This is a genomic window from Nocardia blacklockiae (assembly GCF_015477355.1).
In the GTDB taxonomy this organism is placed as follows: Bacteria; Actinomycetota; Actinomycetes; order Mycobacteriales; family Mycobacteriaceae; genus Nocardia; species Nocardia blacklockiae.
This window is the reverse complement of the sequence record NZ_JADLRJ010000001.1, coordinates 1,015,391-1,032,497: the sequence shown is the minus strand read 5'-3', so window position 1 is coordinate 1,032,497 and position 17,107 is coordinate 1,015,391. Positions and strand designations below refer to the sequence as shown.

17 protein-coding genes are annotated in these 17,107 nt (G+C 68.5%); 6 read left to right on the top strand and 11 right to left on the bottom strand.

Annotation, left to right across the window (positions count from 1 at the left end; all coding sequences use genetic code 11):
* Positions 1-2 precede the first annotated feature (2 nt).
* Complete coding sequence (locus tag IU476_RS04520) at positions 3-380, top strand: hypothetical protein (protein ID WP_195096750.1); 378 nt, start codon at positions 3-5, stop codon at positions 378-380.
* Between the two features lie 9 nt (positions 381-389).
* On the opposite strand, the gene IU476_RS04515 is transcribed toward IU476_RS04520, so the two are convergent.
* The gene (locus IU476_RS04515; RefSeq protein WP_195096747.1) at positions 390-1,634 is read right to left on the bottom strand and encodes a KasA/KasB family beta-ketoacyl-ACP synthase; all 1,245 of its coding nucleotides are present in this window, start codon (positions 1,632-1,634) and stop codon (positions 390-392) included.
* A gap of 40 nt (positions 1,635-1,674) precedes the next feature.
* Between IU476_RS04515 and IU476_RS04510 the strand changes: the two genes are divergently transcribed.
* Positions 1,675-2,244, top strand: coding sequence for a TetR/AcrR family transcriptional regulator (locus IU476_RS04510; RefSeq protein WP_195096744.1), 570 nt, complete (start codon positions 1,675-1,677; stop codon positions 2,242-2,244).
* On the opposite strand, the gene IU476_RS04505 is transcribed toward IU476_RS04510, so the two are convergent.
* The 6 genes from IU476_RS04505 to IU476_RS04480 form a co-directional block, all read right to left on the bottom strand.
* Positions 2,234-3,085: an LLM class F420-dependent oxidoreductase gene (locus IU476_RS04505; RefSeq protein ID WP_195096742.1), complete on the bottom strand. Its 852-nt coding sequence runs from the start codon at positions 3,083-3,085 to the stop codon at positions 2,234-2,236. The two genes, IU476_RS04510 and IU476_RS04505, sit on opposite strands and share 11 nt — an antisense overlap.
* A gap of 75 nt (positions 3,086-3,160) precedes the next feature.
* Positions 3,161-4,645, bottom strand: coding sequence for a MutS-related protein (locus IU476_RS04500; RefSeq protein ID WP_195096740.1), 1,485 nt, complete (start codon positions 4,643-4,645; stop codon positions 3,161-3,163).
* A complete protein-coding gene (locus IU476_RS04495) occupies positions 4,636-6,168 on the bottom strand; it encodes a MutS-related protein (protein ID WP_195096738.1) in 1,533 nt (510 codons plus the stop codon). Before IU476_RS04495 ends, IU476_RS04500 begins: the two co-directional genes overlap by 10 nt.
* 179 nt (positions 6,169-6,347) lie before the next feature.
* Positions 6,348-7,823, bottom strand: coding sequence for an HNH endonuclease signature motif containing protein (locus IU476_RS04490; protein ID WP_195096735.1), 1,476 nt, complete (start codon positions 7,821-7,823; stop codon positions 6,348-6,350).
* Between the two features lie 162 nt (positions 7,824-7,985).
* On the bottom strand, positions 7,986-8,195 hold the full coding sequence (locus IU476_RS04485) for a DUF397 domain-containing protein (protein ID WP_195096733.1): 210 nt from the start codon (positions 8,193-8,195) through the stop codon (positions 7,986-7,988).
* On the bottom strand, positions 8,192-9,073 hold the full coding sequence (locus tag IU476_RS04480; protein ID WP_195096731.1) for a helix-turn-helix domain-containing protein: 882 nt from the start codon (positions 9,071-9,073) through the stop codon (positions 8,192-8,194). Before IU476_RS04480 ends, IU476_RS04485 begins: the two co-directional genes overlap by 4 nt.
* Positions 9,074-9,614: 541 nt before the next feature.
* Here IU476_RS04480 and IU476_RS04475 point away from each other — a divergent pair.
* The 4 genes from IU476_RS04475 to mtnC all read left to right on the top strand — a co-directional run bounded on the left by IU476_RS04475 (position 9,615) and on the right by mtnC (position 13,263).
* Entirely contained in the window at positions 9,615-10,217 is a 603-nt protein-coding gene (locus IU476_RS04475) for a hypothetical protein (RefSeq protein WP_195096729.1), read from the top strand.
* Between the two features lie 136 nt (positions 10,218-10,353).
* On the top strand, positions 10,354-11,982 hold the full coding sequence (gene mtnA / locus IU476_RS04470) for an S-methyl-5-thioribose-1-phosphate isomerase (RefSeq protein ID WP_195096726.1): 1,629 nt from the start codon (positions 10,354-10,356) through the stop codon (positions 11,980-11,982).
* A gap of 25 nt (positions 11,983-12,007) precedes the next feature.
* Positions 12,008-12,586, top strand: coding sequence for a 1,2-dihydroxy-3-keto-5-methylthiopentene dioxygenase (locus IU476_RS04465; protein WP_195096724.1), 579 nt, complete (start codon positions 12,008-12,010; stop codon positions 12,584-12,586).
* Entirely contained in the window at positions 12,583-13,263 is a 681-nt protein-coding gene (gene mtnC, locus IU476_RS04460) for an acireductone synthase (RefSeq protein ID WP_195096722.1), read from the top strand. The genes IU476_RS04465 and mtnC overlap by 4 nt, the downstream gene beginning before the upstream one ends.
* 48 nt (positions 13,264-13,311) lie before the next feature.
* Here mtnC and IU476_RS04455 read toward each other — a convergent pair whose 3' ends face one another.
* The 4 genes from IU476_RS04455 to IU476_RS04440 are packed head-to-tail and all read right to left on the bottom strand — an operon-like array spanning position 13,312 to position 16,983.
* Complete coding sequence (locus tag IU476_RS04455) at positions 13,312-13,881, bottom strand: GTP-binding protein (protein WP_195097490.1); 570 nt, start codon at positions 13,879-13,881, stop codon at positions 13,312-13,314.
* Positions 13,882-13,902: 21 nt separating this feature from the next.
* Entirely contained in the window at positions 13,903-14,277 is a 375-nt protein-coding gene (locus tag IU476_RS04450; RefSeq protein ID WP_195096720.1) for a DUF742 domain-containing protein, read from the bottom strand.
* A gap of 17 nt (positions 14,278-14,294) precedes the next feature.
* Positions 14,295-14,696, bottom strand: a complete 402-nt coding sequence (locus IU476_RS04445) for a roadblock/LC7 domain-containing protein (RefSeq protein WP_195096718.1) — start codon at positions 14,694-14,696, stop codon at positions 14,295-14,297.
* Positions 14,674-16,983, bottom strand: coding sequence for a sensor histidine kinase (locus IU476_RS04440; RefSeq protein WP_195096716.1), 2,310 nt, complete (start codon positions 16,981-16,983; stop codon positions 14,674-14,676). The genes IU476_RS04445 and IU476_RS04440 overlap by 23 nt, the downstream gene beginning before the upstream one ends.
* Positions 16,984-17,107 lie beyond the last annotated feature (124 nt).

The following is a 17,107-nucleotide window of genomic DNA, read 5'->3' as shown; positions in this document are numbered from 1 at the left end:
CCGTGTGCACGCGAACCGTGCTCGTCCTGGCCGCGCTCGCGGTGGTGGGCACTTTTGCAGTGGTGGCATTGGCGCAGGCCATGCAATTCCACACCGACCGCGGCGGTGCGGGCAGCCGGTCGGTCATCACCTTCGACGCGTGGGCCCGATCGGGGACGCCGGCCGAGGATCCGGCGCTGACGGTGTGGAAACAGTGCCGCAGCATCGTGAATCACGTTCGGGTGCTGGACGGTCCGGTCGAGCGTGACGGCACCTGGACCGTCACGCTGGAACCGGCGCTCGGCACGCACACCGAACGCCGATTCGTCGGCTGCCTGCGCGATCTCGGGGTGGACGGCATCACCGGGCAGCTGCTGAACGCCCGGCGCACGCCGTCCTGACCGGCTGCGTCAGGCGGGCCCGAACGCGAGCGTGACGTTGTGGCCACCGAAACCGAAGGAGTTGCTGAGCGCGTAGGAGATTCGCTGCGAGCGCGCCTGCCCGTGCACGATGTCCAGGTCGACACCCGGATCCGGATTCTCGAAATTGAGTGTGGGCGGCACGATCCGGTCGCGCAGCGTGCACAAGGTGAGGATGGCCTCCAGCGCGCCCACCGCGCCGATCGAATGCCCGAGCGCGGACTTCGGCGCGTACACCGACGCCTGCCCGGTCACGGTGGCAATGGCAGCGGCCTCCGAGGCGTCGCCGACCGGTGTCGAGGTGGCGTGGGCGTTGACGTGATCGATGTCGGCGGGGGTGAGGCCCGCCGCGGCGATCGCCTTGCGCATGGCCCGGGCCGCGCCCGCGCCCTCGGGTTCGGTCCCCGTGATGTGGTAGCCGTCGGAGGTGATCCCCGCACCCAGCACCCGGCCGTCGATCCGGGCGCGCCGGGCGCGGGCGAACTCCTCGGACTCGAGCACCAGCAGCGCGCCGGCCTCGCCGAAGACGAACCCGTCCCGGTCGCGGTCGAACGGCCGTGAGGCGCGGGCGGGTGCGTCGTTGCGGGTGCTCATCGCGCGCATCATGGCGAAGCTGGCGATCGGGACGGCTTCGATATAGCCCTCGACGCCCCCGGCGATCACCACGTCCGCCTCGCCGGTGGCGATCAGCCGCCACGCGTGCGCGATCGCCTCGGCGCCCGACGAGCACGCCGAGGTCGGGGCGTAAACGCCTGCCTTGGCACCGAATTCGAGCCCGACCCGCGCCGCGGAACCGTTCGGCATCACCATCGGCACGGTCAGCGGCGGCACCTTGCGGTATCCGCCCGCGCGCATGGCATCGACGGCGGTGATGAAGGCGTCGCCGCCGCCGAGGCCGGTGCCCACCGCGACGCCGAGGCGCTCGCCGTCCACGTCGGGCTTGCCGGCGTCCTCCCACACCTGCCGGGCCAGCACCAGCGCCAGCTGCTGGACGTAGGAGTGGCGGCGCTGTTCGAGGCGGCTCAGGTGTTCGCCGGGCCGCTGCTTCAATTTGCCGCCGATGCGTACCGGCAGGTCGTAGTCGGTGACGAAGTCGTCGTCCAGCGGGCCGATGCCACTGGCCCCGTCGAGCAGGCCGGACCAGGTGGCCGCGAGGTCGGGGGCCAGGCACGTGGTAGCGGCCATGCCGGTGACGACCACGCCGCGGGTCGTTTGTGTAGCAGTCGGTACACCCATGGGTGTCATGGATACCTGTAGCGACCGCTACAGTCAAGCGGTGCCCCGACCTCTCGACCAGGCTCGTCGCGACGAGCTACTAGCCGGCGTCATCGCCTACATCGGCGAATACGGCCTCACCGAACTGTCCCTGCGCCCGCTCGCCGACTACCTCGGCACCAGTTCGCGCATGCTGATCCACTACTTCGGGACCAAGGAGCAGATGCTGGTGTCCGCGTTGGAAACTCAACGCCCCGACATCCCCGGCATGTTCGCCGACGTCGACGACCTGGACGGCCTGCGCCGGCGGCTGATCGAGTCGTTCTCCGTGAACACGACGGGGGATTGGGTGAGCAGCACGCGGGTGCTGCTGCAGGTGCTCGGCGTCGCGGCGGTGCCCGGCAGCCCGTTTCGCTCGTATGCCGAGGACACGGTGCACGTCCTGGTGAAGGCGTTGACCGATGTCCTGCGCCGCCTCGACCCCGAGCTGTCCGACCCGGAATCGACTGCGACGGTGCTGGTTTCGGGGATTCGAGGCCTGCTTCAGGACCGTCTCGTCACGGGTGACAACACGCGCGTCTCGAAAGCCGCACGGCTGCTGATCAACCGCATTCTGGCGACTAACCCGTAGCGAGGCCCGAGTCGCGCAGGGCCTCGGCCAACGGCTCGAGAACGGCCGGGGTGTGCGGCGGCGGCAGGTAGATGATCGCCAGTTCGAGGCCCAGGCTGCCCAATTCGGCTGCCCAGTCGACGATTTCGCCGGGTCCGAGATCCGGGTCCAGACGCCGCTGGGCGGAGAGCAGGATCTCCTTCGGGTCGCGGCCGATGTCGGCGCAGTGGGCGGCGAGCACGTCGCGCTTGCGGGCGAATTCCTCCGGGGTCCCGGCGACGAAGTTCCAGTGCTGGGCGTAGCGGGCGGTGATGCGCAGGGTGCGCTTCTCGCCGTTGCCGCCGATGCAGATCGGGGGATGCGGGCGCTGTGGGCCCTTGGGTTCGTTGCGGGCGGCCTTCAGTCGATAGAACTTGCCGTCGAAGTCGGTGGTCTCCTGGCTCAGCAGCCCGGTGAGCACCTGGCAGGCCTCCTCGAACCGGTCGAGGCGTTCGGTGATGCTGCCCAGTTCGATGCCGTAGGCGCCGGACTCCTCCTCGTTCCAGCCCGCGCCGATGCCCAGTTCCAGGCGACCGCCGGAGATGATGTCGAGGGTGGCGGCCATATTCGCCAGCACGGCGGGATGCCGGTAGTGCACGCCGGTCACCATGGTGCCGAGCCGCAGCCGTTCGGTCGCCTGCGCCAGGGCGGTCAGGGTGGTCCAGCCCTCCATGCACGGCCCTGTCGAATCGGAGAAGATCGGGTAGAAGTGGTCGAAGGTCCACCCGGACTCGTAGATGTCGATGTCGTCGGCGGCGCGCCAGACAGCCAGCATGTCGGCCCAGGTGGTGTCCTGCGGAGAGGTCTTGAACGCGAATCGCATGGGTTGAGCCTAGGAGTTGGAGTGCGCTCCAGGTCAAGTGCGAATCGCCGGGCGGGGATTTCTGTGCTCGTGGGTTCAGCCGACGTGGGTGCGGTTCGGTAGGCGGCCGAATATTCGATGGAAGACGTCTGCCGCGTGACTGGTGGGTTCGGGGGCAGCGGGAGTGAAGTGGTAGGTGCGGGCGCCATCGGTGCCGTGGCCGGCGCGCAGGAAGAGATCGGTGGCATGGCCGGATCGGTAACGCTGCTGGGCGAATTCGTAGAGATGGGTGACGAAAACAACCCCGACGCCGGTGGCGAGGAGCCCCTCGAGGAGCGGGCCGACGATGCGGGTGGCGTCGTATTCGCTGGTGGAGGAGAACGATTCGTTGCACAGCAGCAGCGAGTTCGGGCCGATGCGGTCGATGATCCGGCTCATCCGCGCCAGTTCGTCCATCAACTTGCCGTGTGACATGGTGCGGTCCTCGTCGGTGACGAAGTGGGTGAACACCCCGTCCCGCACGTCGGCTTCGAAAGTGTCGGCCACGACGTACATGCCCGCCTGCATCATCAACTGGGCGGCACCGACAGCGCGCAGCAGGGTGGTCTTCCCGCCGCTGTTGGCGCCGGTGAGCACGATGAGGGAACGCCCCGTGGCGTCGATGTCGTTGCCTACCACCGGCTGATCGGAGGTCAGGCACAACGTGACGTCACGCAAACCGGCGCAGCGCAGTCGCGGCGAACCGGCCGGGTGCGGGGTCGGCAGGCACAGGGGGAGCCCGGCACCGCGGAGGCGGTCGTGCAATGTGAGGCAGCCGAGATAGAAGGCGAGTTCGGTGCGCAGGCGGCGGAAGAAATCCTGCACGTGGTCGGCGGCATCGGCGACGACATCGGCAATCACGGCCACCGCGCGGTCGTACAACTGTGCGACAGGATCGAATTCGGGATCGGGCTCGTCGGTGACGCGGAAGACGTGACGATTCCGGCGATCGAATCCGAATCGGCGGCGGCGGATCGGTGCGTGCAGCACGATGTCCGCGAGTTTGTTGGATGTGCCCAAACCAGCGCTGATGTGCACGCCGTAGTCGAAATCCATGGTGGCCAGGTGTGCTTCGACGCTGTCGAGATAGCGGTTGTCGAGTTCGGCGGTGATGGTGGCCATCAGCGCGGTGAAGCCGGGTGCCCGGAACAGGTGGCCATCGCGGTCGCAGGTGGCCCGCAACTGCCGCAGCAAGGTGATCAGTTCGGTGAGCGGTTCCAGTGCGAGCAGCAGTTTCCCGCGTGCGCGATGGGCCGGGCCGACTGTGCGGCGCGCGATCTCGGTCGCCCGGGCCGCGATCCGATAGAGCTCGCGCACCAGGGCCGGCTGGGCTCGGCAGTCCGCCAGCACGGTATGCCGGTAATGGATCACCTCGGGATCGGTCACCGGTGCCGCCAGCATCTCCCGAACCGCGTTCCGGACGAAGGGGTCGTCGAACGCCGTGTCGCACAAGGATCCGAGACCGAGATCGTCGAAGGTGTTCTCCCCGATGGTGGTTGGGCGAGCGTGGTGGGTTGCCGGGTGGAGGAGGTTTACCTGCATGCGGTGATCCTGGCGGTGACGAGGTCGCGGGTCAGGCCGAAGCGCTCGGCGAGGACCACGGCGTGGGCGTGGCCATCTGCCGGGCGGCGCTCGATGCGGAATGTGCGCCGGGACGGATCGTCGGGGTCGGTGGCGGCGACCATGCTCACGGTGCCGGGACCCGTCTCGGCCAGTTCGTCGAAGAAGGTGACCCACACCGCGACCGTGCCGCGCTCGACGATCCGATCGAGGACATCGCGACCGATCCGCACAGCATCGGCGGTGCTGGTCGAGCTGAAACTCTCGTTGAGAACGATCACGCTGTCGGCGGTGGCCGCCTCGAGCGTGTCCCGGATACGCGACAGTTCCTCGGCGAGGCGTCCGTCGGGATCGGTTGCCTGCTCGGCACGTTCGAAATGCGTGCACAACCGGTCGGCCAGCGGCAAGCAGGCAGTGCGAGCGGGGACCGGACAGCCGAGCCCGGCGAAATAGACCAGCTGGCCGAACGCGCGGGCAAAGGTCGTCTTCCCACCCTGATTCGGACCGGTCACCACCATGACCCGTTCCCGACCCGACAACCGCAAGTCGTTGCACACCACCTCGGCGTCGCCGCGTCGGCGGCGGGTGAGCAGCGCGAGGTCGAAGCCGTCCTCGGCGTGGATCGGCGCGCCCCGAACTGCCAACCGGGGCAGGCACATTGTCCGTGTGGTGTCGCCGATGCGGTCCACGAATGCGAGAAAGGTCAGATAGAACTGGATCTCTCGATCGAACGCCAGTACCTCGGCGGCGGCGAACTGCTCGTAGTCGCGGGCGAATTCGGTGAGGCGTGCGAAGGGGAGGGGGTACAAGGCGGCGACATGGTCGAGGATCTGCTCCTCCATGTGATTGTTGTCGTCCCATTCCCAACGTGGCCGTGGTGGCTGTGGCGCACCGACGCCGAAGCGCGAGAACAGCTTCGCGATCGTCGCGCTGTAGTCCGGCGTGGTGTCGACCGGGCTCACTTCGAGGGTGCGGTCGACGATCCGCACGCTGTAGCGCACCTCGCCCAAGGCTTGCCGCACCTGGCGCACGGCCGTGGTGAGACGGCCGAAATCAGGCCCGTCGACATAGGCGGAGACGAACTCGCGCCATCGGATCAACGCACGGGAATTCAACGGGAGGACCGCCAGAGCCGCGGCGAATCGGGTGACGGTTTCGACGTATTGGGCGGCGGCGCTGAGCTGCCACCACTGCCGTTGACATCGGTGATGCAGGCGGTCCTGCGCGGCCAGCCGTTGACGCATATTCCGCATGCCGGTCGCGAAGGCGTGGAACACCTCTCGCGCCGAGCCGTCGGTCAGGTCGGCGAAGACTTCCTGGCGGTAGCGCACCGTGTCGATGTCACAGACCGGCCGGCGGAACCAGGCCCGTAGCCGATACTCGTCGGCACCGAGGATCGCGGTGAGTATCGGCTCGATATGGAGATCGGTTGCCGCGGCCGCATCGACCACCATGTCAGCTGTCGGCACTGTCGTGACCGGCCACAGCAATCCGGCATCAGTCATATCCCCACCCTCCATCAGTGGTCACGGCCGTCCGCGCGGCGGCAGGAGCGGCTCGGACGGCCCTGTCGCACGGTAGAGAAATACCTTACCGGCCGTCAAGTAATCTGGCTGTTGCACACGGCGCGCAGCTTTGCCCGCCGCCGCGGGGTGCGGGGCGGGTGCTGCGGGTCTGGCGATGGTCAGCCCGGCGCTAGGTTCGGGCCTTCGGTGGCGGAGCCCGGTGGCCGGGCGAGGTAGTCGCTCGGGTGGTGGTACCTGTTGAGGCGTGGCCGCCGTCTCGGGTCGACATGTGCCGGAGGTATCCATTCGGTGCGACCGGCGTGGCGGTGGCCTGCCGCAGCGGCGTGGGCCTTCCAGTCCTTCGCGGTCGTGCCCGCGAGGCGGTGGTGCGGTTCGCAGGCGAAGGTCAGTTGGTCGGCATCGGTCGCGCCGCCGTCGGCCCACTCCGTGCGGTGGTGGGTCTGGCAGAGGTAGCCGGGCTTCGCGCAGCCGGGGAAGGTGCAGCCGATATCGCGGGCGTGCAGCACGATTCGTTGATCCGCCGACGCGATCCGCTTGCTGCGGCCCAGGTACAGCGGCCGCCCCGTGTCGCGGTCGAACAGCGCGAGATAGTGATGGGCGTGCGAGGCCAGCCGCAGCGCCGTGCGCATCGGCAGCAAGGTCCCGCCGCCCGTGGTGACCGGCATGCCCACCACCTCGACGTCCGGAGCGGCGGAATCGTGTTCGGCCACAGCGGATTCCAGCTCCTGCAGAGTCATGGACACGATGACCGTCACCGGCAGGCCGCGATGCTGCCCCAGCCGGCCGGACGCGATACTGTCCCGCAGAACCGTTTTCAGGGCATCGTGCTGGCGCTGTCCGGCCGTGCGGGAATCGCGCTCCCGCGCGGCCTCGTCCGGCTCCGCGTCCACGACGGGAGCATCGTCCTCGGGGTTGCACATCCCTGGCTTGGCGTACTTGGCGAACGTCGCCTCCAGATACGCCCGCAGTTCCGGGTCGGCCCACATCGTGCACCGGCTCATCAAGTCCGGCCCCTGGCGACCCAGGGTGAAACCGCGTCGCCGGGCCCGGTCGCTGTCGGTGAAGGTGCCGTCCGGGTTGATCAGGGCTTCGAGTTTCGTCGCGACCTGCCGCAACTGGTCGGGCCGCAGCTCCCGGGCATAACCGGCCAGGAATGCCTCGGCCTCGCACCACGTCTCGGCGTCCACGGCGGCGGGAAGATGCGCGAGCACTTCCCGTACGACTCTGACGTGCGCGGCACCGATGGCCCCCTCGGCCTGCGCGGCCGCTGTCGCCACGAGCCGCGGCTCGAGTACCTGCCCCGCGAGATCGGTACGGTGCGCCAGGTCGTCGGCCGCCCGCCACCGCGCCCGCGCCTCGGCCGGCGTAATCCGCAACCCCTCGGCCAGAGTGTCGACGAGGTTGTTGGTAGCGAACTCGGCATTCGACCACTGCTCGGCCATCTGCGCGACCAACTCCAGCCCCACGGCGGGAAGCGCCCGCGCCACCACCTCGAGCCGCCGCAACATCGACAACCGAGCAGAGTTCGACAGCGCATCGGTACGCACCGCCGCCACCTGCGCCGCCGCAGCCTGCAACGCCTCCATGGCCGTCTCTACGGCAGGATCCCCGATCACCTCCACCATCGAACTCATGTTCGAACAGTATCAACGATCGAGAGCGACGCGCTAGCGAAACATTATGCGAGACAAGGTGTTCGGAGTGTCAGAGTGGAAACGAGAGACTTCACATCAGAACGGGCCGTGGTCTACCTGAAGCGCTGCCAGGCTCCCTGGATGAGGCTGTGCGAGCGCACACTATTCGAAACGACCGAACCGTCCAGCTTTGATAGCCGCCGCGAAGGCAGCCCACTCAGCGGCCTCGAAAACCAGCGCGGGGCCGGTCGGGTTCTTGGAGTCGCGCACGCCGACCTGCCCGGTGCCGAGGTAGGCAACCTCCACGCACGCGTCCTTCCCCGTGCTCCGGCTGCTCTTGAACCATTCCGCCGCGGATAGGTCGACACTCACGCTTCGTACTCCTCTGCAATCCTCGCCAATAAGGCCCTGGAGGCCGACTCGTCGAACGCAACACTCTCGATCGCCGACAATGCTGCGCGGTACTGCTCGATTTCCTCGGCCTTATCCAGATACAAAGCCCCAGTGTAACCTTCGACGTAAACGACGGGCGGCTCGCTGAGCGCCGGATTCACGTGCTCGGGGAACTCGAGAAGCACGAACGGACCGGCTTCGAGGCCTGAATGGGCACCCACGGAGAACGGGACGATTCTGAGCGAGATGTTCGGACGATGGCTGATCTCGATCAGGTGCCGCAGCTGTGCGGCCATGACATCACGTCCGCCCACGATGTGCCGTAGCACGGCCTCACTCAGCAGCACTCGGAGATTGAACTGTTCGCGCGACTCCGTAAGGCGCTCTTGACGTTTTCCCAGTAGTTCGACATGCCGCACGGTGTCCGTCTCGGCCAATGGTGGAACACTGATCTGCGCCATCGCTCGTCGATAGTCGGCTGTTTGAACCATGCCCGGCAACAATGTCAGTTGAAACGATGTGACTTGCCGCGCCGCCTGTTCGAGCCCGATGAACAGATCGACGTTGGCGAAGATCGCGTCGCTGTAGGACTGCCACCATCCGGTTTTGCGAGCCTCCTCCGCCAGCCACAGCAGCGCGCGCACGTCGTCCTCCGAGGCGCCGTAAGCATCGCATAGGGCCCGGATCACCATCTTCTTGACATAGGAAACCTGGCCGTTTTCCAAGCGCCACAACGTTTGTGAGCTCATCTCCGCCATCTTGGCCGCCTTGTCGCGGGTGAGCCTCGCCCGCGTCCGCAGCGTGACGAGCCGGCGAGCCAACAGCCTGCGTGGAAGTGTGGTCGTCTGCGTTGTCACATTGCCGCCTTCGTTAGCAGGACTACGGGTCACTCCAGTTGATCTGGAAGGATCTTATCTGAGATCAATTGTTTTGTTATGTCTACATTTTCCGCCCGGTCAGTGGTGTACTCGGAGTGTGCCGGGTGGTCGGATCCGAGGCGGCTCCAACCCTTTTCGAGCACGTCAGTACAAGAATCACGCCGACAAGCGAGGGGATAACCATGGAGGGTTACGGGAAGGGTCGGGAGGTGGTCGTGACGCTGCCCGAGGTGTGCGGGAAGGCCGATGTGGGGCTGGCGCATGAGGTGATGCGTGGGCATTGTGGGTGTCGGGTGGGGCGGTGTGTGTGGAAGACCGCTGCGTATCGGACGTTGGTTGCGGCGGGGAAGGTTGTGCCGCAGGGGATGTCGCCGCGGGAGCGGGCTGCGGTGCGGGGGATTGTGTTTCGGCCGGGGGCCGTGGAGCTTATTTCGGATGGTGGGCCTGATGCCGAGACTTTGGGGGAAGTGCTGGACAAGCTGTCGGCGTTGGCGTTGCCGACCTCTGGGGAGGTGTGCGGGTGAGTGGGGTGGGGGAACGCTCGACGGAGGCGGGTGGGTGGCAGGCGGTGTGGCGGCTCGATCGGCATCGGATTCGGATGATGGCGGTGCGGAGGGTGGGTGGTGGGGAGGTGTTGTTGTCGGTGGGTGTGGGGGAGGTTGCGCCCGATCTGGCGCAGGTGCGGGAGTGGTTTCCGGAGTTGTCGGGGCTGTGGGATGCGGTGCGGCATGAGTACTGGGCGGGATTCATTGCGGCGCAACGGGAACCGCGCGCAGGCGCGATAGGGGAGATGGCCCCCGGTGCCGTGAGGAAGCCGACGGCCTCGATCTCGGCGAACGAGCAGATGGCTGGCGAACCGGTGGCTGAGCAAATTGCTGCCGATCAGGCGAGAGGGCTGATAGCACCTGGTGCGGTCAGCGAGGCGGCAGCCTGTGGAGCGAACCGGGCAACCCCCGGACCGGCACGGATATACGCGCTCACCGTGCGTGCGGCGCGTGCGGGATATCTGCTCGTGCACGGCCCCGCCGCACCCCACGATTGGATCCTGCTGGATGCCGAGGACGGTGTGCCGCTGTACGCGGCGGCGAACCTCGAGTTGATCGAGCGGTGGCTGGCGCGGTGAGTGAATCCGGGGATCACGGCGAGCGGAAACCTGGTGCCGGTGATGAGCTGCTGGTTCGATACGGTTTCGGGGTGATGTGTCGTTTCGGCGGGCGCCCGTCGGGAGGGCTGTGAGGCGAGTTGTGAAGGTTGCGCGGATGGGTGAGAGTTCGATCGCGTGGGTCGACGGGGCCGTGGTGACCATCGATCAGCGTGCGCTGCCGCACGAGGTGCGGGAGTTGCGGATCGAGACCGTCGACGAGGTCATCGAGGCGATCAGGACTCTCGCCGTGCGTGGCGCGCCGGCGATCGGGGTGACGGGGGCGTTCGGGGTGGTGTTGGCCGCGCGTACGTACGGCGGTGACCTCGAGAAGGTGCGGGTGGAAGCGGAGCGGATCGCGGCGGCGCGGCCCACGGCGGTGAATCTCGCGTGGGGTGTGCGGCGGGTGCTCGCCAAGGCGCAGGAGGGCCCGCAGGCGGTGCTCGACGAAGCGCTGGCGATGCTGGACGAAGACGGCCGGGTGAACCGGGCCGCCGCCACCCACGCCGCGGACCTGGTGCAGCGGCTGTGCCCCGACCGCCCGCTGCGGCTGCTCACGCACTGCAACACCGGCCGCCTCGCCACCACGGCGTTCGGTACGGCGCTCGGCGCGATTCGCGTGCTGTCGGCGCGCGGGGCCGTCGCGGACGTGCTGGTCGACGAGACCCGCCCGCTGCTGCAAGGCGCGCGGCTCACCGCGTGGGAACTCGCCGAGGCCGGGATTCCGCATCGGCTGACGATCGACTCCGCCGCGGCCTGGGCCATGGCTACCGGACAGGTCGACTGTGTGCTGGTCGGCGCGGACCGGATCACCGCCGACGGCTCGGTCGCCAACAAGATCGGCACCTACGGGTTGGCGGTCGCCGCGGGGCGGCACGGGATTCCGTTCATCGTCGTCGCGCCGGAGTCGACGCGGGACCCGGGGACCGCCACGGGCGCGGAGATCGTCGTGGAGGAACGGAACGCCGGAGAGGTCACGCATGTCGGCGGTGTCGCGACCGCGCCCGGCGGCACCGAGGTCTTCAACCCCGCCTTCGACGTCACCCCGCCGGACCTGGTGACCGCCGTGGTCACGGAGAACGGGGTTGTCGGCGAGGTGAATTCGCAGACCACCCTGTCCGTGGCGGAGGCGGAGAACGAGACTGGCGAGCCCTCTTCATGGGCGAGCGGCACCCGCATCGCCGCCCTCGCCCGCGAGCTCTACGCCCGGGGCTGGATGCCGGGTACGGCGGGCAACATCTCCGAACGCACGGGGGATTCGGCTGTGATCACCGGCAGCGGGCTGTCCAAGGGCGAACTCGCCGCGAGCGACATGGTGACCGTGAGAATCGCGGACTCCCAACAGGTTTCGGGCACCCGACGTCCCTCGGCGGAGACCGCCATCCACACCGCCGTCTACCGGTCCACCGACGCCGCGGCCGTGGTGCACGTGCATTCGCCGCACGCCACCGCGCAGTCGGTCGGCGCGCGAAAAGCGCTGCGGTTCACCGGGTACGAACTGATCAAGGGCCTCGGCGCGACGGAAACCGTTGACATCCCGGTGTTCGAGAATCACGCTGACGTTCCGCGCATCGGTGCCGACATCGAGCGTCATCTCGCCGCGCACCCGGACGCACCGCCGGTGCTGTTCATCGCCGGCCACGGCATCACCGCGTGGGGCGCGAGCCTGGCGCAGGCCCGCGACCGCGCGGAATGCCTGGAGGCGATGTGCGAGCTGGCGACGCGCACCGGTCGCCGCGAGATCTGACCACCGAGTTCCGAGGAGAACGACAATGACCGTCCTGCAGATCATGGCCGACAGCGACGCCGGGGAGGTGCGGCTGCGCACCGACGAAACCGACACCATCGCAGCGGAATTGGCGAAACGCGGCATCGTCTTCGACCGCTGGCCCACCCTGGACGCCCTGGACGCGTCGACCTCCACCGCGGAGATCCTCGCCCACTACGACGACCGCATCGCCGCACTCAACGCCGACGGCCGCTACAAGCACATCGACCTGGCCCGCCTGCAACCCGACGCCACCGACCCGCAATGGCCCGCCAAAGCCGCGGCGGCACGCGGCAAGTTCCTCGCCGAGCACCGCCACGCCGAGGACGAGGTGCGCTTCTTCGCCGCCGGTCGCGGCTGCTTCTACCTGCACCTGGAACCGGAGGTGGTGGCGGTGGTGTGCGAGGCCGGCGACCTCGTCTCGGTGCCCGCCGGGACCCGGCACTGGTTCGACATGGGCACCCGGCCCGACTTCGTGGCCGTGCGGTTCTTCGAGCAGGAGGACGGCTGGGTCGGCGACTTCACCGGCGACGAGATCGGCTCGCGTTTCCCGACTCTCGACGAACTCGTCGCGGCGGCATGATCGAGGCGATCGTCCTCGACATCGAGGGCACCACCAGCCCGACCGGTGCGGTGCGGGAGGACCTGTACGGCTATACCAGGCAACATCTTCCGCGCTGGCTGGCCGGGAACCGCGGCGGCCCCGCCGACGCCGTGATCGACGAGACCCGGGAACTCGCCGGGCGTCCCGACGCCGACCCGGACGAGATCGCCGAAATCCTGCGCGGCTGGCTGGATTCCGATGTGAAGGCCGCACCGCTGAAAGCAGCACAGGGGCACATCTGCGCGCAGGGATTCCGCAGCGGAGAGCTGCACGGGGAGTTCTTCGACGACGTGCCGCCGGCGCTGCGGGCCTGGCAGGCCCGGGGCATCGCGCTGTACGTCTACTCGTCGGGTTCGGTGCGCAACCAACAGGATTGGTTCACCTACGCCCGCGCCGGGAACCTTGCCACACTGATCAGCGGCTGGTTCGACCTGGCCACTGCGGGCGGCAAACGGGAGGCGGGCTCCTACGACAAGATCGCGGGCGCGATCGGCGTCCCGGCGTCGCGGATCCTGTTCCTGTCCGACCACCCGGACGAACTCGACGCCGCCGTCGCCGCGGGCTGGCAGGCGCTCGGCGTCACCCGCCCGGGCGAACCGAACGATCCACGGTCCCCGCACCGTTGGATCGAATCGTTCACCGAGGTCGAGCCGTAGCCCTCGGAACGGCACCCGATGCGTATTGGCACCGTGTGCCGTTCCGATTCACACGGCCGAGGCCGTGGCGCGCGTGATCAGGTGTTCCACCAGCGTCATCAGCACGGTGCGGCACGACCCCCGGTCGCGGGCGTCGCACAGCACCACCGGGACGGTGGGGTCGAGGTCCAGCGCGTCGCGGACCTCCTCGGTGGTGTAAACCGGCGCGTCGTCGAAGCAGTTCACGGCGACCGTGAACAGCAGGCCGCGACGCTCGAAATAATCGATACCGGCGAAAGAGCTTTCCAGCCGCCGGGTGTCGGCGATGACGATCGCCCCCAGCGCACCGCGGGCCAGTTCGTCCCAGAGGAACCAGAACCGGTCCTGTCCGGGCGTGCCGAACAGGTACAGCACCAGATTGCGGTCGATGGTGATGCGGCCGAAGTCCAATGCCACCGTGGTGGTCTTCTTGCTCTCCACGCCCGACATGTCGTCGATGCCGGTGGACAGTTCGGTGATGAGTTCCTCGGTACGTAGCGGGGGGATCTCGCTGATCGAGGACACCATCGTGGTCTTGCCGACGCCGAAGCCGCCGGCTACGAGGATCTTGACCGATGCGGCGAGCGGCGCCGCTGACATCGTTTCAGGCACGGTGTGTTTCTACAGCTTTCGGATTCCGTCGAGTACTGCTCGCAAGACATTGAGGTCGCCGGGGCCCGCGTCGGTGCGGGCGGGCACCCGGAAGGTCAGATGCCCCTCGCTGATCAAATCACCAACCAAGATCTTGGTGACAGCCAGGGGCAGTCTCAGGGTCGCCGATACCTCGGCGACCGATTGCGGAATCCGGCAGCGCCGAACGATTTCCGCGTATTCCGGCTCGAGGCGCCGCAACGGCGGGGCCGAGTCGACCGTCGCCACCACGGTGAGCATATCCAGGTCGTGTCCGGCTCCCATGGTGCGGCCCCGCGTCACGGCGTACGGTCGGACCAGCGGGCCCGCCTCGTCGTCGAACCACGGTTGCCCGAAGCGCGTCATGACGATCTGTGCTCCACCTACTCCGCGCCGGCGCGTGCGTCGGTCGACAGGTAGCCGCCGACGCGTTGCACCGTCAGATTCATTTCGTAGGCGACCATACCCAGGTTGGCGCTCTCGTTGGCCTGCAATGCGATACATGCGTTGTCCCCCGCGGCAGTGACGAACAGCACAGCGCGGTCGAGTTCGATGACCGCCTGCCGCACCCCGCCCCCGTCGAAGCGGCTGCCGGCGCTGCGGGCCAGTCCGTACAGCGTCGCCGACATGGCGCCGAAATGCTCGGCGTCCTCGCGGCTCATGGAATTGGATCGGCCCAGCAGCAGTCCGTCGGTGGAATGCACCACCGCGTACCGCACACCGGCGAGGCGCTCGACGAGATCGTCGAGCAACCAGTTCAGATCACCTGTGTTGGAAGAGGTCACCTTCGCCTTCCTGTTCGTCCTGGGTGGCGGTGCGGCCGGGATCGGCGCGCCGCCCCTGTCGGGTCCCATTCTCTATGGCCGACATGAGATCTCGGGCCTGCTCGGCGGAACGCGCGCGCTGCGGGCCGGTGTCGTCGTCGGGCCGCTCGGCCAGCTCGGGGGCGAGGCTGGCCTGGCGCCGCCGCCGGGGTAGCGGGGGCCGGGAGTCGGTGCCGGTGTAGCGCGCGGGCGACGGGCGGGGCTCCTCCGTGCGCGGGCGCGCGGGCGGCAGGGTCGCGACCGGCTCCGGGACCGTCTCGGCCTCGAGGACGGGCAGCTGGCCGGTTTCGGGCCGCTCGGTGCGCCGGACGACAGCCCGCTGCGGGAGATGGTCGGCCAGCGGGGCGTCGGTGGTGATCAGTGCGGTCGGCACCAGCACGATGGCCCGGGTGCCGCCGTAGTCGGAGTCGGTGAGGCGCACCGAGATTCCGTGCCGCGCGCTGAGCTGCGCGACCACGAACAGACCCAGGCGGGAATTCTCCGACAGCGTCGCGACGCCGAAATCCGGTGGGCGGCGCAGCATCTCGTTGAGGCGCTCGCGGTCCTCCTCGGACATGCCGACGCCCTGGTCGCTGATCTCGACGATGACGCCCTTGCCGACCAGGTTGCCGGTGATCTCCACGCGCGACTGCGGCGGGGAGAAGGAGGTGGCGTTGTCGACCAGTTCGGCCACCAGGTGGATGAGGTCGCCGACGACGGTGCCGATGATGAACACCTGCGGCAGCCGCGTCATCCGCACGCGCGTGTAGTCCAGGGTCTCGCCGACGGCGCTGCGCACCAGCTCCACCAGCGGCACCGGGCGTCGCCACTGCCGGCCGGGTTCGCCGCCGCCGAGGATGATGAGGTTCTCGGCATTGCGGCGTTCGCGGGTGGCGAGGTGGTCGAGGCGGAAGAAGGTGTCCAGCAGCGCCGGATCCTCTTGGCGCTGTTCGGCTTCGTCGAGGATCTCCAGCTGCCGATGCACCACGATCTGGCTGCGGTGGGCGATGTTGAGGAACACCGCGCGCACGCCCTCGCGGGTGCGGGCCTCGGTGATCGCGGCGGCCACGGCGGCGGTGTGCGCGCGGTTGAACGCCTTGGCGACCGAACCGATCTCGTCGTGGCCGAAGTCCAGCCGCGCGGCCGCGGTCTCGGGGTCGACGTCCTCGCCGGCGGCGAGTTTGCGCATGGTCTCGGGCAGGCTCGTCTCGGCCAGCGTGAGCGTTTCGGTGCGCAGCCGCCGCAACCGCCCGATGAGCCGGTTGGCCAGCCACAGCGAGACCAGGAAGGCGGCCACCGCGATCACCAGCGCGCCCGCGCCGCCGAGCAGGGAGTTGCGGGCGCTGGCGTCGGCGGAGTCGTAGGCGGCGCGGTCGGCGAGGTCGTTCTGCACCTGCCACAGTTGCAGCAGCTGGGCGTCGATGTGGTCGGCGGCCGCGCGCCACTCGGCGAGCGACATCGGAAGGGGCGGCGGGGCACCGGGTTTGGCCGAGCCCGGGTGGATGAGGGCTTCCTCCATCGCCGCCAGCTGTTGCCAGGCGGGCGAATTCAGGATGGACTCGACCAGCTGGGTCTGGCTCTTCGAGAGGTCGGCCGCCAGCTGCGGCAGTTCGCTGCGGTAGTAGCCCACCAGGTTCTGGTATTCGGCGGCGAGCGGCTGCGGCAGGCCGGGGCCCGCGGCGGCCGCGGTGAGCGCGTCGGCGCGGGAGACGGCCTCCATGGCGCGCAGGATGCGCAGCGCGCCGGCCAGGTGCAGCGCCATCGTCGCGTCGGGGGCGTCGGCCGCGACCAGGGCCGTGCCGACGGCGACGCCGCCGAGCAGGCGCGAGTAGATGCCGTAGGCGTCCGGCAGCGGCATGGCGCCGGAGTCGATCCGGCCGCGGATGACGGGCAGTTGCTGTTGCAGCGTCGCGAAATTGCCGAGGTCGGCGTCGACGCGGTCCCAGCCGGCGTCGTTGAGCTGGGTCTCGGTGGTGGCGAGGTCGCGCAGCGCGGCGTCGAGCCGCTGGCGCGCGGCGCCGAGTGCGGCCCGGTCGGACTGTTCGCCGGAGAGCTGCCACAGCGACAGCATGCGCTCCTGCTCGACGGCCGCGATCATCTCGCGTGTGTGCTTGTTCCCCGATTCCAGGACGGTGGCGAATTCCTTGTCCCGCTGGCCCTCCCGCAGCAGGTATCCCGCGGCGCCGACGCCGATCACGAGTAGGGCGAGACTCGGGACGAGTGCGATCGCGAGAATGCGGGACCGGACACCGAGCCTGCCTCTCAACATCGCCACAACGTAACCGGTAGGGCAGGTCGTTGTGGCGGAATTCCCGTTGAGCGGGACTGTAATTGACAAATCGGCGCGTTATGTGCTTGCGGCCGAATGGGATCGGTGGATACGCCGTCGGTTT

What these genes read in the sequence shown, in the direction of transcription:
- IU476_RS04515 (WP_195096747.1), bottom strand. Translation starts at nt 1,634, where the DNA reads ATGGGTGTACCGACTGCTACACAAACGACCCGCGGCGTGGTCGTCACC.
- IU476_RS04505 (WP_195096742.1), bottom strand. Translation starts at nt 3,085, where the DNA reads ATGCGATTCGCGTTCAAGACCTCTCCGCAGGACACCACCTGGGCCGAC.
- IU476_RS04500 (WP_195096740.1), bottom strand. Translation starts at nt 4,645, where the DNA reads ATGCAGGTAAACCTCCTCCACCCGGCAACCCACCACGCTCGCCCAACC.
- IU476_RS04495 (WP_195096738.1), bottom strand. Translation starts at nt 6,168, where the DNA reads ATGACTGATGCCGGATTGCTGTGGCCGGTCACGACAGTGCCGACAGCT.
- IU476_RS04490 (WP_195096735.1), bottom strand. Translation starts at nt 7,823, where the DNA reads ATGAGTTCGATGGTGGAGGTGATCGGGGATCCTGCCGTAGAGACGGCC.
- mtnA (WP_195096726.1), top strand. Translation starts at nt 10,354, where the DNA reads ATGGGTGAGAGTTCGATCGCGTGGGTCGACGGGGCCGTGGTGACCATC.
- IU476_RS04465 (WP_195096724.1), top strand. Translation starts at nt 12,008, where the DNA reads ATGACCGTCCTGCAGATCATGGCCGACAGCGACGCCGGGGAGGTGCGG.
- mtnC (WP_195096722.1), top strand. Translation starts at nt 12,583, where the DNA reads ATGATCGAGGCGATCGTCCTCGACATCGAGGGCACCACCAGCCCGACC.
- IU476_RS04455 (WP_195097490.1), bottom strand. Translation starts at nt 13,881, where the DNA reads ATGTCAGCGGCGCCGCTCGCCGCATCGGTCAAGATCCTCGTAGCCGGC.
- IU476_RS04450 (WP_195096720.1), bottom strand. Translation starts at nt 14,277, where the DNA reads ATGACGCGCTTCGGGCAACCGTGGTTCGACGACGAGGCGGGCCCGCTG.
- IU476_RS04440 (WP_195096716.1), bottom strand. Translation starts at nt 16,983, where the DNA reads ATGTTGAGAGGCAGGCTCGGTGTCCGGTCCCGCATTCTCGCGATCGCA.